At 49.3% G+C, this 14,154-nt stretch carries 23 protein-coding genes; 14 read left to right on the top strand and 9 right to left on the bottom strand.

Annotated elements, in window-relative coordinates; genetic code table 11:
- The first annotated feature begins 6 nt into the window (after positions 1–6).
- The 9 genes from WMW72_RS12120 to WMW72_RS12085 all read left to right on the top strand — a co-directional run bounded on the left by WMW72_RS12120 (position 7) and on the right by WMW72_RS12085 (position 7,193).
- On the top strand, positions 7–309 hold the full coding sequence (locus WMW72_RS12120; protein ID WP_341415728.1) for a hypothetical protein: 303 nt from the start codon (positions 7–9) through the stop codon (positions 307–309).
- Positions 309–437 carry a CD1375 family protein gene (locus WMW72_RS35575; RefSeq protein ID WP_423227541.1) on the top strand — a complete coding sequence of 43 codons (129 nt, stop codon included), beginning with the start codon at positions 309–311 and terminating at the stop codon, positions 435–437. The genes WMW72_RS12120 and WMW72_RS35575 overlap by 1 nt, the downstream gene beginning before the upstream one ends.
- On the top strand, positions 430–3,441 hold the full coding sequence (locus WMW72_RS12115) for a fibronectin type III domain-containing protein (protein WP_341415727.1): 3,012 nt from the start codon (positions 430–432) through the stop codon (positions 3,439–3,441). The genes WMW72_RS35575 and WMW72_RS12115 overlap by 8 nt, the downstream gene beginning before the upstream one ends.
- 78 nt (positions 3,442–3,519) lie before the next feature.
- Positions 3,520–3,789 (top strand): hemolysin XhlA family protein, encoded by a 270-nt coding sequence (locus tag WMW72_RS12110; protein WP_341415726.1) that lies wholly within the window; start codon positions 3,520–3,522, stop codon positions 3,787–3,789.
- A gap of 5 nt (positions 3,790–3,794) precedes the next feature.
- A complete protein-coding gene (locus WMW72_RS12105) occupies positions 3,795–4,109 on the top strand; it encodes a hypothetical protein (RefSeq protein WP_341415725.1) in 315 nt (104 codons plus the stop codon).
- A complete protein-coding gene (locus WMW72_RS12100) occupies positions 4,106–4,762 on the top strand; it encodes a glycoside hydrolase family 73 protein (protein ID WP_341415724.1) in 657 nt (218 codons plus the stop codon). The genes WMW72_RS12105 and WMW72_RS12100 overlap by 4 nt, the downstream gene beginning before the upstream one ends.
- A gap of 141 nt (positions 4,763–4,903) precedes the next feature.
- Positions 4,904–5,791, top strand: coding sequence for an ATP-binding protein (locus WMW72_RS12095; RefSeq protein ID WP_341415723.1), 888 nt, complete (start codon positions 4,904–4,906; stop codon positions 5,789–5,791).
- Positions 5,788–6,087 carry an STAS-like domain-containing protein gene (locus WMW72_RS12090; RefSeq protein WP_341415783.1) on the top strand — a complete coding sequence of 100 codons (300 nt, stop codon included), beginning with the start codon at positions 5,788–5,790 and terminating at the stop codon, positions 6,085–6,087. Before WMW72_RS12095 ends, WMW72_RS12090 begins: the two co-directional genes overlap by 4 nt.
- Before the next feature lie 239 nt (positions 6,088–6,326).
- Positions 6,327–7,193, top strand: coding sequence for an ATP-dependent DNA ligase (locus WMW72_RS12085; RefSeq protein ID WP_341415782.1), 867 nt, complete (start codon positions 6,327–6,329; stop codon positions 7,191–7,193).
- Positions 7,194–7,477: 284 nt separating this feature from the next.
- On the opposite strand, the gene WMW72_RS12080 is transcribed toward WMW72_RS12085, so the two are convergent.
- The 6 genes from WMW72_RS12080 to WMW72_RS12055 form a co-directional block, all read right to left on the bottom strand.
- Entirely contained in the window at positions 7,478–7,669 is a 192-nt protein-coding gene (locus WMW72_RS12080) for a ribbon-helix-helix domain-containing protein (protein WP_341415722.1), read from the bottom strand.
- Between the two features lie 34 nt (positions 7,670–7,703).
- Positions 7,704–7,970: a hypothetical protein gene (locus WMW72_RS12075; RefSeq protein WP_341415721.1), complete on the bottom strand. Its 267-nt coding sequence runs from the start codon at positions 7,968–7,970 to the stop codon at positions 7,704–7,706.
- Positions 7,971–8,040: 70 nt separating this feature from the next.
- Complete coding sequence (locus WMW72_RS12070) at positions 8,041–8,325, bottom strand: hypothetical protein (RefSeq protein WP_341415720.1); 285 nt, start codon at positions 8,323–8,325, stop codon at positions 8,041–8,043.
- Positions 8,326–8,363: 38 nt separating this feature from the next.
- Positions 8,364–8,570: a hypothetical protein gene (locus WMW72_RS12065; RefSeq protein ID WP_341415719.1), complete on the bottom strand. Its 207-nt coding sequence runs from the start codon at positions 8,568–8,570 to the stop codon at positions 8,364–8,366.
- A 36-nt stretch (positions 8,571–8,606) separates the two neighbouring features.
- A complete protein-coding gene (locus WMW72_RS12060; RefSeq protein WP_341415718.1) occupies positions 8,607–8,840 on the bottom strand; it encodes a hypothetical protein in 234 nt (77 codons plus the stop codon).
- Positions 8,841–8,843: 3 nt separating this feature from the next.
- The gene (locus tag WMW72_RS12055; RefSeq protein ID WP_341415717.1) at positions 8,844–9,008 is read right to left on the bottom strand and encodes a hypothetical protein; all 165 of its coding nucleotides are present in this window, start codon (positions 9,006–9,008) and stop codon (positions 8,844–8,846) included.
- Positions 9,009–9,373: 365 nt separating this feature from the next.
- On the opposite strand from WMW72_RS12055, the gene WMW72_RS12050 reads away from it, so the two are divergent.
- Together WMW72_RS12050 and WMW72_RS12045 are read left to right on the top strand one after the other, a co-directional pair.
- Positions 9,374–9,583 (top strand): helix-turn-helix domain-containing protein, encoded by a 210-nt coding sequence (locus WMW72_RS12050; RefSeq protein ID WP_341415716.1) that lies wholly within the window; start codon positions 9,374–9,376, stop codon positions 9,581–9,583.
- Position 9,584: 1 nt separating this feature from the next.
- The gene (locus tag WMW72_RS12045; RefSeq protein ID WP_341415715.1) at positions 9,585–9,911 is read left to right on the top strand and encodes a hypothetical protein; all 327 of its coding nucleotides are present in this window, start codon (positions 9,585–9,587) and stop codon (positions 9,909–9,911) included.
- A gap of 66 nt (positions 9,912–9,977) precedes the next feature.
- Here WMW72_RS12045 and WMW72_RS12040 read toward each other — a convergent pair whose 3' ends face one another.
- The 3 genes from WMW72_RS12040 to WMW72_RS12030 form a co-directional block, all read right to left on the bottom strand.
- A complete protein-coding gene (locus WMW72_RS12040; protein WP_341415714.1) occupies positions 9,978–10,268 on the bottom strand; it encodes a hypothetical protein in 291 nt (96 codons plus the stop codon).
- Between the two features lie 197 nt (positions 10,269–10,465).
- The gene (locus WMW72_RS12035; RefSeq protein ID WP_341415712.1) at positions 10,466–10,753 is read right to left on the bottom strand and encodes an AsnC family protein; all 288 of its coding nucleotides are present in this window, start codon (positions 10,751–10,753) and stop codon (positions 10,466–10,468) included.
- 863 nt (positions 10,754–11,616) lie between these two features.
- Entirely contained in the window at positions 11,617–11,970 is a 354-nt protein-coding gene (locus WMW72_RS12030; protein ID WP_341415711.1) for a hypothetical protein, read from the bottom strand.
- A gap of 198 nt (positions 11,971–12,168) precedes the next feature.
- Between WMW72_RS12030 and WMW72_RS12025 the strand changes: the two genes are divergently transcribed.
- Genes WMW72_RS12025 through WMW72_RS12015 form a run of 3 tightly spaced genes read left to right on the top strand, consistent with a single transcriptional unit; the run spans position 12,169 to position 14,139 of the window.
- Complete coding sequence (locus tag WMW72_RS12025) at positions 12,169–13,422, top strand: DNA polymerase IV (RefSeq protein ID WP_341415710.1); 1,254 nt, start codon at positions 12,169–12,171, stop codon at positions 13,420–13,422.
- A 47-nt stretch (positions 13,423–13,469) separates the two neighbouring features.
- On the top strand, positions 13,470–13,913 hold the full coding sequence (locus WMW72_RS12020; protein ID WP_341415709.1) for a YhjD family protein: 444 nt from the start codon (positions 13,470–13,472) through the stop codon (positions 13,911–13,913).
- 10 nt (positions 13,914–13,923) lie between these two features.
- Positions 13,924–14,139: a LexA family protein gene (locus tag WMW72_RS12015; RefSeq protein WP_341415708.1), complete on the top strand. Its 216-nt coding sequence runs from the start codon at positions 13,924–13,926 to the stop codon at positions 14,137–14,139.
- Positions 14,140–14,154 lie beyond the last annotated feature (15 nt).

The raw sequence follows: 14,154 nt of genomic DNA, 5'->3' as shown, positions 1-14,154 counted from the left end.
ATAAGCATGTTTAAATATGCACAGATAGACAACCTAGGCCGGGCGATTAGCGTATCCTACCTATCCAGCGAGGTAGACGCGCCGAGTTTGATACTGCTGGGTGACGTAGAGGACGTACAACTTGGCGACATCTACGCAGACGGTGTCTGGACCCGCCCGGCACCATCGACGCCGGAGCAACCGGAGCAACCGGGTACCCCAACGCTCGCTGACGTAATGGCCGAGTTACAAGCGACCCGCGCGGATAATCTCGCAATTATGGCGGCGCTGGCGGATCTCTTCGAGTCCCGGCTGGGAGGTGACGTCTAATGGCGCTGCTTTATTATAGGCTTGTCAAAGCCGGAGTGCGGACGCTGGATAGCGTACCTACACGTGATGGTATCAGGGATCAGGTACAAGCCATGATTGATGCAGAGGGGGGCGGTGGCAATGTCTGATTATTTGGACTCAAGATTTGCAAAATCAGGTGCAGCCATCAAGTCTAATGGGCAAGTAGTAAATACGGCAAACTTGCAGGAGGGCATATTACATGCCCTCGGAGGCGGCGATCCTGTAGGTAGTGAGACGCTGGTTGTAGCGGCCAACAAACCTTCCAAGCTTGCCAGCATTCCGGCGGGTGCTACGCAAGCTGTCATTAGTGTGGAGGGCGGAGATATAAGGTATTGGCGTAAGGATGATCCGCCTCCATCAGCAACAAGCGGACATCCAGTCAAGGCCGGTGCAGAGTTTACGCTGGATTCAGCGGCGCAGCTTGCCGGATTTAGAGCATACCCGGTTAGCGGGTCGCCAGTGCTGCAGGTGAGTTATCTAGGCGCTGTCCCCAAGCCGCCTGAAGACACACAGCCCCCCACGACACCTACAGGGTTAACGTCTACGTCTGTCACGGCATCACAGGTCCAGCTATCCTGGAGCGCATCAACCGATAACGTAGGTGTCGTGGCTTACGATATCTACCGGGGCGGGACTAAGATCGGCTCCTCAAGTACCACGACTTACACGGATAATACCGTCTCACCGGGGACGAGCTACAGCTATACCGTCAAGGCAAGAGACGCCGCGGGCAATGTCTCAGCAGCAAGCAGCCCTGTATCCGTAAGCACTCCGGCAGCGCCGGATACACAGGCACCGTCGATCCCAACTGGACTGACGGCTACGGCTGCCGGTACAGATACGATCAACCTTGCTTGGACCGCATCGACGGACAATGTCGGCGTGGCCGGCTACGACATCTACCGCGACGGCAACAAGGTAGGATCGTTCGCTACGACCACTTATAGTGACACGGGGTTGACGGCATCCACGACATACAGTTACACAGTCAAAGCAAAGGATGCGGCGGGGAACATTTCGGCGGCGAGTGCTGCAGCTAGTGCGACAACACAGGCAGCAGGATTTGGGGCTATTTCCGACCCTGAAGGTCGCTCGCTTGTAGCAGACAGGGGTTATACTCTCAATTCCCTTTCAGACCCCGGAAGCCCTACGATATGGGGCATCGCTGACACGTTTAGGACGAAGCACACAGCCTGGAAAAATTTCAACGGCTTGCAACTCATTTACCCCGGCGTAAATGGTGAACTGGCTACGCCCAACCCGGTTACGTACAAGATCGCGATTGAGTTCGAAGACCCAACAACGAAGGTCTTGACCCGCGTTCCCATTGCTTGGGATGAACAAGGAACACGGAGTAAGACGGTGCAGCCTAGCGAGGTCGCATACACATACCCGCTCGCACGGGAAATCACCAAAGGAACAAACTTCTGGATTAGGACTTTTGTTTCCGTTCCCGCTGGAGGGAAGTACCCGAAGGGCGGACCGGCGTTGTTCAGAACATTGGAAGAAGGAAAGGTTATTGGTCAAGATTTGTGTGATTTCGACCAAACTACTAATCCAATCCTTGCGGTAAGCTCAGACGTGGCTGGAGCTGTTTTCCCCCTTGCCATCATCGGCAAGGAGAAGACTGGAGAGCGTACTGCTTCTGTTTTGCTTTACGGCGATTCCATTCAGGCTGGTTCCGCCGACAATCCTGGCCCCAACGGTGAAATTCCGTCACAACGCGGGTTTGGTGTCCGTGCTTGCTTTGATGCAGGGTTGCCGTGGTCGAACGTTGCAATTGGCGGGGAACGGGTTCAAGATTTCCGTAACTCCAATACTGTTCGTCTGCACATAGCGCCGTTTTGCACTCACGCAATCGGCAACTATGGCACGAATGACAACGGGTCGAGCCTTTCCAGCATGAAGACATACTTGTCTCAGGCGTTTCAGGCGGTCAAAGCTAAGAACCCCAAGATCATGCTGTATCAGACCAAGATTCTAGGCCGAAACACTGGAAATATCAACACTATTTATAGTGCATGGTACACGCCGGGTAACGTCAGGGATCAAGTCAACGATTGGATTTCCACCGCCCCGTACGCTGACGGCCTTATCGACGGGTACTTTGACGGTGCCTACGGGACTGAGACGCAGAATCCAAGGACTGGCGGATTCCGTAGCACCGCATACACTGCGGATTGGACGCACCCTCTGCCATTCGGTCACGATATGATCAGACGTGCAGTAGACACGGACCGCATGGCTCAGTTCAAGTCCTTTGCGAAGGTTGAGGACCGCATTCCGTCCACTCCTACGAGTTTGAAAGCATTCCTCAGCGATAAGGACGCTATGCTCGTGTGGGACAAGGTCACGGACTTTTTTGTCTCCTACTACAACGTGTACCGGAACGGCGTAAAGGTTAACTCTGCGCCGATTGATTACAAAAACCCGGTGTTCTACGAATCGGGGCTGACGGCGGGAACAAGCTATACTTACAGCGTTAAGGCCGTATCCATTTTCGATGTGGAGGGTGCAGGCGTATCTGCTACCAAGCAGGCCGTTAACTCAAGCCCGATTGTGTCCGATTCCTTTAACCGAGCTGACAGCACCAATACCGGCGACGTTGAGGTCGGTATCGAAGGTTCGAAGACATGGCAGCGCACCAACGCTGACAGATACGACATCAACGGCAATATGCTTCGCCGCACGGGTACGTCCGGTATCGGACAGTACATCACCGTACAGACAGGCGTCAAGGATCAGATCGTAGACGTAAAACAGACCGCTGTAGGGGCCAACCAAGGAGCCACGTTGGTATTCAGGTTCGCTGGTAACACTAACCTTATTTCCGTCAGCTTCGCTCAGCGGGCGGGCGTTTCGATCCGCGTCAATAATGTGCTGACAAGCAACATCAAAGAGAGCCTGCCTCTGTCCCCGGCCATTGCAGCCGGACAGACAAGCGCGTACCGCGTGGCTATCATCGGCAACGGTGTGTTCATCTTCCTTGATGGTGTCAACGTACTGGCCGCTTACGACGAGAGGCTAAGCTTCGCAACGAGCGGCACAATGGCGGGTATGGGGACCAGCGTTGTCGGCGACCTTTACGACGACTACTCCGTCAGGGGGTAACAAGCAATATAGGATTCACGCCCCGAGCAATCGGGGCTATTTTATATGCTCGGGGGTCGAGCGGGAAGGAACCACATTATGCCAACAGACGAGACAAAACAACTCTCCGAGCAGCTCGTGGCGCTTAGGCTGGATCTTGTAAGGATGGAGACAAAGATAGACGGCATTAAGGATCTGACAAAGAAGGTCGAGGAAATTGACGACCGGGCCAAGGAATCGCTCCAGAGCACCAGATCAGCACACAAACGGCTGGACAGAGTCGAAAAGGTCGTGAACTGGGCAGCAACTACAATCATTGGCAGCGTGATATTAGCCGCTATGGCTATGCTGCTGAAAGGGAAAGGGTGATATAAATGGATACTCAATTCTTCACTTGGGAGGCGCTGGCTACGATTGGCGGAGCCTCTTTGCTTACGTTTTTCATCGTGCAGTATACGAAGGGAGTGCTTGACCGCTGGCTGAATGTGCCTACGGATCACCTTGCCGTCGCCGTAGCCTTTGGTGTGCTGCTGATCGCTCAGCTTGCACTAGGGGCCAACGGTCATGATTGGCGGCTTTACCCGCTTACGTTCGCTAACGCCTTTCTGGTGGCCGCAGCGGCGGCACAGATGCAGCACAAATCAATCCGCCCGCCAGGTGCGAGGCAGGATGAGGAGGAGAGGCAATGACAGCAGCAGAGTTTATCGCCAAAATTGCCCCTTTAGCTCAGGTCGAGCAGTTGCGTACCAGTGTGCTGGCGTCGATTACGATTGCTCAGGGAGCCCTTGAGAGTGCTTGGGGAAGGAGCGCTCCGGGAAACAACCTGTTTGGCATCAAAGGTGCAGGAACAACGCAGGACACCAAGGAGTACATCAACGGCCAGTGGGTGACAATAAAGGCCGGATTCCGGGCTTATCCTGATTGGACGGGATCGATCGTGGATCACAGCGATTTCCTTGTCCAAAATGGACGTTATGCTCGGGCAGGGTTCTTCCAGGCTTGCGCCGCGCTGGATTACAAGGGAGCAGCCAGGGCGTTGCAGCAGGCAGGGTATGCAACGGATCCTAACTACGCGAACAAATTGATCTCGCTGATCGAAAGTAACGGCCTGCAAAAATATGATTTGGTCCAAGTGGAAACGGAGGAAGACGACATGAACAAAGTACTGGAGTATGACCAATGGGCATGGGACGAACTGGACAAGTATCTTGGGGATGCGTATAACGAGGGGATTATCTCGGATTGGAAATGGGTGCAAGCCGCTCGGGACAAGGCACTGACATACAAGGACCTGCTGTTACTCAAGGTATTGATTGATGAGCGTAGACGAGTAAAGGCATAGAGTAGGAAAAGTTTCCTTACCCCGCTGGCTTTTGCTGCGGGGTAAGGAAATGTGTAATTTAAATATAATGTGGAAATATTTTGTTGAAAAACCCCCACTCAAGTGGTACTATTTACCTAATTTGATCTAGGGGTGTTATTTATGGAGGTAAGACTACCGTCGCAATTTGATAGCGAGAGCATGTATTCGTTTATTTCCAATACGTTAAACGAGGAAAATGAGCCACATTCAAATGAAATATCCTTTGATTTCAGACCTTTGGAATTTATCACTCCCGTTGGTGTCACAGTTTTAAGTAACTTAATCGGGAAATTAATGAAACACGGCACAAAGGTGAGTTTCGTGTATAGAGCTCCAAATAGACTTATTAAATTCTGTCCGATTGCATTTTTAGATGATTCTATGTTCTTCAAACATTACCTTGGAAATAGCTTAGACGGATATGCAAGACTAAGACCAACTACCCTTCCATTATCAAATGTAACATATGCCAAAAGCCATGATTATCTAACAAGTACAATGGTGTGGTTAGCAAGTAAACTTAGTTTAACAAAGAAATCATTGGGAGATGTTGAGACATGCATGAAAGAAGTTTTTAACAATATTAAAGATCATTCCTCCGAGAAAATCGGCAGCGTGTTCGTCCAACAGTACCCCAGAAATAATACGGTTATGTTCGCCATTTCGGATTTCGGAGTAGGGATACCGTTTCATATACAGCGAATTCATCCTTCATTATCAGATGGAGAAGCAATAAGATTAGCTGTTCAGGAAGGGTTCACAACTAAGACAAGCCCCAGAAATAGAGGAGCAGGTCTTGACTTTTTATTACATAATGTAGTTAAAAATAACAAAGGATTTGTTTACATTCATTCAAACCGTGGTATACTAAATTGTACCGGAGACGGCAATGGTGGGATCAAATTCGAAGTTAAAAATACGGCTGGATTTTACCCAGGAACTTTATTAGAGATTAACTTCAGAACTGATACCATCGAAAATGAAGAGGAGGAATTTTTGTGGGAATGATTAGGGTGCTTGATCATGTTGATCGTTGCTACTCCAACTCTGACGGCGATGATGTTCGTTCGTTAATCTTCGAACAGTTCGAAACTGGAACTAAGACGACCATTTCTTTTGACGGAGTAGATAGCGTTTCATCCTCATTTATCAACTCAGCTTTTATCGATCTACTAGATCAATATTCGTTTGATTATATCCGTCAGAACTTATCATTTATTGATTCTACAAAATCAATAAATGAATTAATAAAAAAACGTTTTTCATTTGAAGTTAACGAAAGAAATAAATTGCTTAATGTGTGAAAAAAAGCCCTCATTCCTCTTGGAGTGGGGCTTTTCTATTTCCTCGGAACACTACCCGTCTAACTCTAAACTCATAATAATCTCCTGAAGTGAACCAAAGGAAAAATTACCTTACCCCGCCAGCACACGCTAGCGGGCTTTTCGCATCTATATAAACGTTAGAGGAGGAGTGATTGGTATTGTACCCATCATCCTCCTAATTATGCATGCAGCGGTAGATGATACAATGTTAATAGGTGATGACTATGATTATTTCTCCGATGCTGCTGGAATCGATCCAAGAGCCGTTTAGTGACGATGCTTACGTATTTGAACCCAAGATAGATGGACACCGCCTTATCATTCGCAAACAAGGTGCGGAGGTACGGCTATGGACACGGCACGGTAATGAATGCACACGTCAGTATCCCGAGCTACAGGATGTTCCCATAGAGGGCGATGTAGTGCTTGATGGAGAAGTATGCTGCACGAATGAGAGCGGCGCAATTGATTTCGAGTCCGTCATGGATCGCTTTCAACTCAAAAAGCGCGACAAGATCGAACGGCACGCCCGGCGTCGTCCGGTCAACTATATCGTTTGGGATATCCTGTTTCACGGTGGGCGCGACTTACGCGGACTGCCGCTAGTCGAACGTCGCACGGTCTTGGAGTCGGTCTTTATACCGGGAACAAACATGAGTATTGTTCCGCAGATAGATGGACGCGGGGACGATCTATGGAGGGCTGTGACAGCAAGGAGTATGGAGGGGATGGTTGCCAAGCGGAAAACGAGCAAATATGTAGGGCGGCGGTCTGCCGACTGGCTGAAACTAGTCAACTACCAGTACGCGGACGTGTACCTGACCGGCTACCGCAAGGATGAGTTCGGATGGCTGGCTCAAGTGGAGGAGGGTGGCAAGCTTCGGCCTGCGGGGATAATCGAACTAGGGGTTACGGCGACCCACCGTAAGGCGTTCTTTAGCCATGTCAGTGCACTCAAGACGGGCGAGGACAGCAGGTTCGTTTATCTGGAGCCGCGGCTTAAAGCAACCGTGAAATTCCGTAACTGGACGCGAAATGGCATGCTACGTACCCCTTCATTAGTGCAAATAAAAAGCAGCTCGTAATGAGCTGCTTTTAACTTATTTGTAATAAACTTTCCCACAGATTTCACATTTCCCTGCATAACCGATGACTTTAGTGTTAACAGCGCATTTTTTCAATGTGACAACGTGTTCATTAAGTTTTACGGAAGGCTTATACAAGTCATTAAAATCTACGGGTTCAGGATGAGGACAAAGTAATTCGTAGTAATCGGATTTAACATGAAAAAACCTGTCTTCTTCGTAGAAGCCAAATATCTCGAATAATTGAACCTCTGTAAACACTAGCTATTCCTCCCGTCCATGTACTACTTCATGATCTCTAAGACAGTATTCACTTTTCCAGCAACGTCTGAGTTCTGTTCCGTCTTGATGTATTCACGGAATGCTTCCTGTAAAAGAACGCCTTTCTCTTGCTTAGTTACAAACGCCCATGCATCTAGCAAGGCTATAAAGTCATCATCAAATTTAAAACTGGTTGTCGTCTTTGATTTTGTCATTGTGTCCGGTTACTCCTACTATTATTTACCATCATCATATGCGAGAATCACTATCCTTGGCAACCCTTGCATACAATCCAGCCAGCAGGGGCCACCCCTCGCCAGTACGCAGTGTTAGCGCCTGCAGCAGCGTTACAACCTCGTAGGCATCGCCGTTAAGTACCTCTATTTGATCCTTATCCGTCAACTCCGACAATAACCCCGTGGCATCCTGGAGGCTCACCACACCGCCATCTATGACAAGCGTACCCGTCCGGTAGCCTCCAAGCTTATCCGCAGCCTCTCGCATCCATCCGGTCATTTACGCGCCCTGAGCAGCGCCACAATCGACATCAGCAGCGCGGCAATGATTACTATCCATGTTATGTTGTTCACGTGGAGCCCTCCTTCTTTCCGTTTTCATACGCAGCGCCAATGAGGGATGATACGGCCTTTACCGTACTGTTATCCATACCAGACAGCCATGCAAGAATGCTGAGTTCTGCCCGTTCCAAGGTACGCCCGAGAGCCTTCTCCGTTTTCTCGACAATTGGTCTATATTGCCGCACCTCCCACTCTTCCATGATTCTTCCTTCCGGCCATAGATTATCCGCCAAGTCGAGTTCCGCCCACTCTGCGCGTCCGCGATTGTTAACGCCGATGTATTTCAAGTTCATCCCCGTTCATCCTCCTAAGAGGGGCCGAAGCCCCTACGCTACCCACGTCTTTTAAGTTTGCTGCGAACACCGTACATATACACTTGCACGCGCTTTACATCGTCGTAGATTTTCCATTCAATTTTTGTGATGCTTTCCGGAACAAACAAATCATCATTGCCAAACCCGTCTAATATCAGCGGCTTGCCGACTTCAGGAAAGGGGCAACCAATTTCCACGCCTACGCATACTTCCTCACGACTCATACCGTATCCCTCCCGGAAGGCCCCGAAGGGCCTGTGTTATTTACTCGCATACTTGACCGCTACTTCTTTGATCGCGGCCTTCGCTTTAATGATTGACGTGTATTCATTACCGTCAATATGGCTATCCCACGGAGTCTGTACGTAGAAGCGGCCATACCCACTAATGTTCTTATAGCTGACTGTGCACCCGAGGTAATTGACCACATTTGTCTTCAACGCGGCATTGTAGCGTTCCTTCTCGGCTTCCCACCTCATCTGACGTTCCGTCATCAGTTACTCCTCCTTCGAGATGTGCGCGCACATCTCCAAGATTTCCGTTGCGACGAGGTTGCGGCTCAGCGCTTCCAAGAAAAGCCTCTCAGCTTGTTTCTGAGTCGTCGCAAGACCGCGTTTGATTATGTCGTCGATATAATCCTGCTTAACCTCACTGAGCGTCATCCCCATTACCTCCCCGCGTAAGCCCGCCGGCACATTGTATATCCTGAACCATTTATGTTAAGATTGGGAGGAAGGCCGGGTCGAGTCCGACCTTCCTGGGAACCTTATTTGCGTTTGCGGCGCTTACGTGGGGTTCCTTTTTTGTTGTCCTTTTTCGGCTTCATCAGCATTACTGCGGTTATGAGTTGGATGATAGCCGTAAGGAGCGTTACCCAATCTTTCATGCTTGCCTCCTTTCGAAAGTCAATTGTTCGACTTCCTAAACATAATATATCACTTATAAAACATATTGTCAAACAAAATATTTGATTTATCGAATATTACATGTTATTATTCAGATATAAAGTTTCAAAAGGGTGATATTTATGTTCAGCTACAAACCGCTTTGGAGAATTCTTGTAGAGAAAGAAATGACGAGAACGGAGATGAGGGAAGCGCTGGGGCTTTCTTCTTCGACTCTGGCAAAAATGGGGAAGGGCGAGTATGTTTCTTTGGAAGTGATCGATAAGCTTTGTACTTATTTTGAGGTCCAGCCAAACTATATCATCGAGCACCAAAAAGAAAAGGAGGGATAGTATGTCACATTACGAGAACAAAGAGAGCATCAAAACAATGGATGATTTAAAATCCATCTTCCCGGATGGCGAAGCAGATGAAATGAACTGGTGTGTTTTTTCTAACGGCGGAATCCACGGCGGTTATGAAAAACTTGATGACCTTGCTGGTGATCTAGACGAAGATTACGAATATCCGCCAAGAATTAATGTACTCGTGATCCGTCCTCGACTGGTAAGCATGTTATACGGCTACATTGAAGTTAACAAAGAAGATATACCGTTTCTCAGGAAACTAGTAAACAGTACACTTCAGGCTATCGCAAAGAGTCAAAGCGGGAATTTGTAGTAACAGGAAGCATGACAGAGTAGTATGCAAAAGAGCAGTAGGGATAGACGCCCTTACTGCTCTTTTTTAATCTCCCCACTCAAGTAGCCGCCAGCCTTTCCATTGGCTGACCGGGTTTTTACGCTTGCCCTGAGCAGAGTATTTGATCTTAACAATGCCATCCCACGCTTGATTTAGTGTGCCGTCAAACATATCGATATGCTCACGTATCCAATTTTTGAGGTTACGGCAACGGTATATCTCGCCGTCCGGAGATTGTATAACCCACTCTTTGGCGTGCATGTGCGTCTCAAAGCGCCCAGTCAACGGCGATAGCGCCGCCATCTCATGCGCTTTGGTGAGTGACTCCGCGTACACGCTAGAGTATTTACGCCGCCTGTTTTCCGCCGAGCACTCCGATCCACACGTGACTGTACCGTTACTTGGAGAGTCAGCGAACGTCTTGCCGCATATGATGCAAGTTTTTACGTTGCTCTTAAGTACGGACCAGCAGCGCATAGAGCACGTGTATTTATTGCGGCCAAGCGGCTTCTCGCAGATCGGGCATTTACCGCTCATTTTACGTCCTTCACCGTTCCTTCGAACCAGTACGACCGGCCTGCGCCGTCAACTCCGTCATATGGCGGTAGGGTACCGCGGTCGATGCGTCCCCTAATAGCTTGCGGCGAGCTGCCGATTCGTCGCGCTAGATCAGCGTTATAGACCTTAATCCTAACGTCATCCGGTCCGTATGATCGTCCGTCCGGATCGACGAGAACCGGCTGTCCGTAAGAACTGGCGGGATGGTCGGTTGTTAGCCGCCACCCAGCCCACACGCCTGCGCCTACCCAATTGTTATTCATTATTTTTCCTCCGTCTGAAGTATGTTTGGCAGTTGAGGCAGTACTTTGGTTTAGCCTTATGTACTGCCAAGGGTTCGACCCAAGGTTTACCGCATTGAGGGCAAAGCCCTTTAGATAACAAATTTAAGCGACGTTGTGATGCCGAGGCGCGACTTTTTTCTCTCCGCTGTTCCTTTGTCTGTGGGGGCTTTCTATTATTATTATTAGTGGTTCGACGCCTGGGTCGGTTCGCTTCGGGAGTTAAACCAACAGACTTCACAGCCTCGTCATACGTAAGTCCATACCGTTTTATGGTTGATAAACTAGGTGGTCCCTTGTATTCACTCTGCAAGGGAACGTGGCCGAGTGTCTCAAGGTTTATTTTTAGCCTTTCTAGATGAGACTCCAAATCTGTTTTCCTTGGTGCTGGTTGATACTCGATCCCAGCTTCCCGGCAGACGGCGCCCCACGATCCATACTCGTCAATCAATGAGCGATACGAGGGACTCAACTTAGCGTCTACGTACTTTTGAACTGTTAGATTCGATTCTGGGTACATCAGCGCCGCTTGTCTCACAGACATAAGTCCGTTTATTTTCGTTCTCTTTTTCGCTTGCGTTTTCAAGATTCCAGCCTTTTTACGGGCAACTTGCATTGATCCAAATCGCTTATAGATTAAAGGGAGGCTCGGACCGGTATTAGTTTTGTGATATGCTATGTATTGCTCAATATTAAGAGTACCTCCAAAGTACGCAGCAGCCTGCTTTAAGTATCCGATTAGTTCGTCTTCAGAATAGGGCGTTCTTCCTCTATTCTTCAAACAACGAGGACACAAGCGGGAAGATATTGTACCCTCGTATTTATTCCCACAACGTTCGCAAAATTTATTCATTTCCAAATTCTTCATCTAGCGCTCCGTTTACCGCACTAGCCATGTCCTCGAGATCGCAGTCGCTAGCACCGTGGACGACTGCTTGGACTCGGTCCTTACCGTGCTCCTCCTCCAATTCCGCGATACGATCTTCCAACGCCTGATGATCCGTAGTTACCTTCGCCCACCAATCGTAAGTGTCTTGATCGGCCGCGAACATATCCGAGTCTTCATCGTACGTAAATTGTCCGTCGATGAACGCGCCATGGTTACCGATGAAGTCACTGACGAAATCAACGTTACTACGTGGATCGACGATGCTGAGCGTTTCTTTTGCGCCGGTTTCTTTGATCGTTACTTTAATCATATCGAATCTCTCCTGTACCCGACGCCTTGGTGCGCCTGCGGTTTATTGTGTCCGCTCTTGTTGTTGATCTAAATATACCATGAACGTTTATAAATGTAAATGGGAACAAAATAAGAACATGAGTAATATTTTCCCATTGTATAAAACGCCACTGTTCGCATATAATACAAACAAACGTTCTCATTCGGAGGCGAACATATGGAACGCGTTATTATGCTCGCGGACTGTCAATCGTTTTACGCGTCGGTCGAGAAGGCGGCGCACCCAGAATACGCGGATAAGCCCGTTGCTGTGGCCGGCGACCCTGCGCGTAGGTCCGGTATTATTCTCGCCGCCTGTCCCATCGCGAAGTCATTCGGAGTCACAACGGCAGAAACGTTAGGCACCGCGCTAGCTAAGTGTCCGGACCTCATCGTCATCCGTCCGCGTATGCAGACGTATATCGAGGTGTCCATGCTGATCACGGAGATTTATGAGTCATTTACGGACCTCGTAGAACCGTTCTCCATCGACGAACAATTTTTGGACGTAACCGGATCAATAGGGTATTTTGGCTCCCCTCTAGAGATTGCTCAGCAAATCCAGGCTAAGATTATGTTGGCAACGGGCGTCTGGTCTAGGGTCGGGATTGGGGATACCAAAATCCTCGCAAAAACAGCCTGTGATAACTTTGCCAAAAAGGTGGATGGAGGGATATTTGTATTACCCAAAGCCGAGGTGTCCAAACATCTATGGCCTTTATCGATCGATAAGATGTACGGTGTAGCACTGCGGATGACAAGACACTTTAACATGATGGGTATCAACAAAATCGGGGACGTAGCTCAAATGCCGCTAGCAGACTTCAAGCGACGTATGAGCAAGCGGATGGGTCGTAATAGCGACATTCAGGCGGAGTTGTACTGGCAAACTGCGAACGGGATAGATGACTCCCAGGTTACGCCATCAACGCACGATGCCCAAAAGGCAGTCGGCCATGGATTGACCCTTCCCAAAGATTACAGCAAACTCAGCGACATAGACGTTATCATCCTAGAGCTCTCGGAGGAGGTCTGCCGCCGCTGCAGGGCAAAAGGATACCAGGGCCGAGTGGTGTCCGTGGGCTGCGGCGGAGCTGATTTTGACCGTCCTACGGGCTTCTCAAGACAAACCACGCTGCAAGACAGCACGAACATAACCAAAGAGGTCTATGAGGCAGCTCGGGGCTTGTTTCGCGCTCACTGGGACGGCCTCCCTGTCCGTAGAGTTGGCGTCACCCTCACAGGGCTATCCTCAGACGATACGTATCAACTCTCGCTGTTTACGGATAAGGTGAGGCTGCGTAACCTGGAACGGGCTACAGACAGCATTAAAAATCGATTCGGCAACTCATCTATCCTTAGGGCATCATCCCTCCTTACAGCCGGTCAGGCATTGGAGAGGTCTCAAAAGATTGGTGGTCATTACATGTGAGTATTAGTAAAAAGCTGACCGGGAACGGTCGATGGGAGGCAAGCAGGATGATGTTACCCCAGCACAAAGAGGCACTGATCGAGCGGCGGAATCTGGAACAAAAAGAGTTGAAAAGGGCAAGGGTACCGACGCGGGAAGAGCTTGAGATGATTCGCGACGCCATGCTGCTGCCCGTTGTGCTGACGATAGTAGAGCAAAACGGCAGGGATCTGCTGCTAAATCAATCCCCGCTCAAAAAGCTCTATATAGCTGCTGCTCAAGTCCTTCTGGATCGGATACATGCGGATCTTGTCCGTATCAATAAAGAGTTGCGGGATCGCAAGATAAAGGTTTATCGGGATGATCGGGAGGACAGCGACTTGCACTACCGGTACATTATTGAGGGGTACGAGGATAAGTTATTGATCACCCGGGACGTAGCAAAAGCAACGATCAGCAAAAAGATTGGGGATCGCATCTACGGCTTGATTGGGGACCTAAAAAAGGAATAGGGGGATCTACGTGGAGAGAGAGCAACTGAGCAAGCGGCAAGAGGATATACTTTCAGTAATTGCACACTACGCCGCCCTGAACGGCTATCCTCCAACATTTAGAGAGGTGGCAGACCTAGTGGGCCTCCAGTCGTCCAGCACGATTCACGGGCATCTGGAGAGGTTGAAAAAGAAGGGGCTGCTGGATTGGGAGGAGTCTAAACCAAGAACGCTTAGAATTTTATAGTACAAAAGAGCCCTC

This window comes from Paenibacillus filicis (assembly GCF_038070315.1).
Classification (GTDB): domain Bacteria; phylum Bacillota; class Bacilli; order Paenibacillales; family NBRC-103111; genus Paenibacillus_G; species Paenibacillus_G filicis.
The sequence above is the reverse complement of the archived record's forward strand: the minus strand, read 5'-3'. Positions and strand labels throughout refer to the sequence as shown.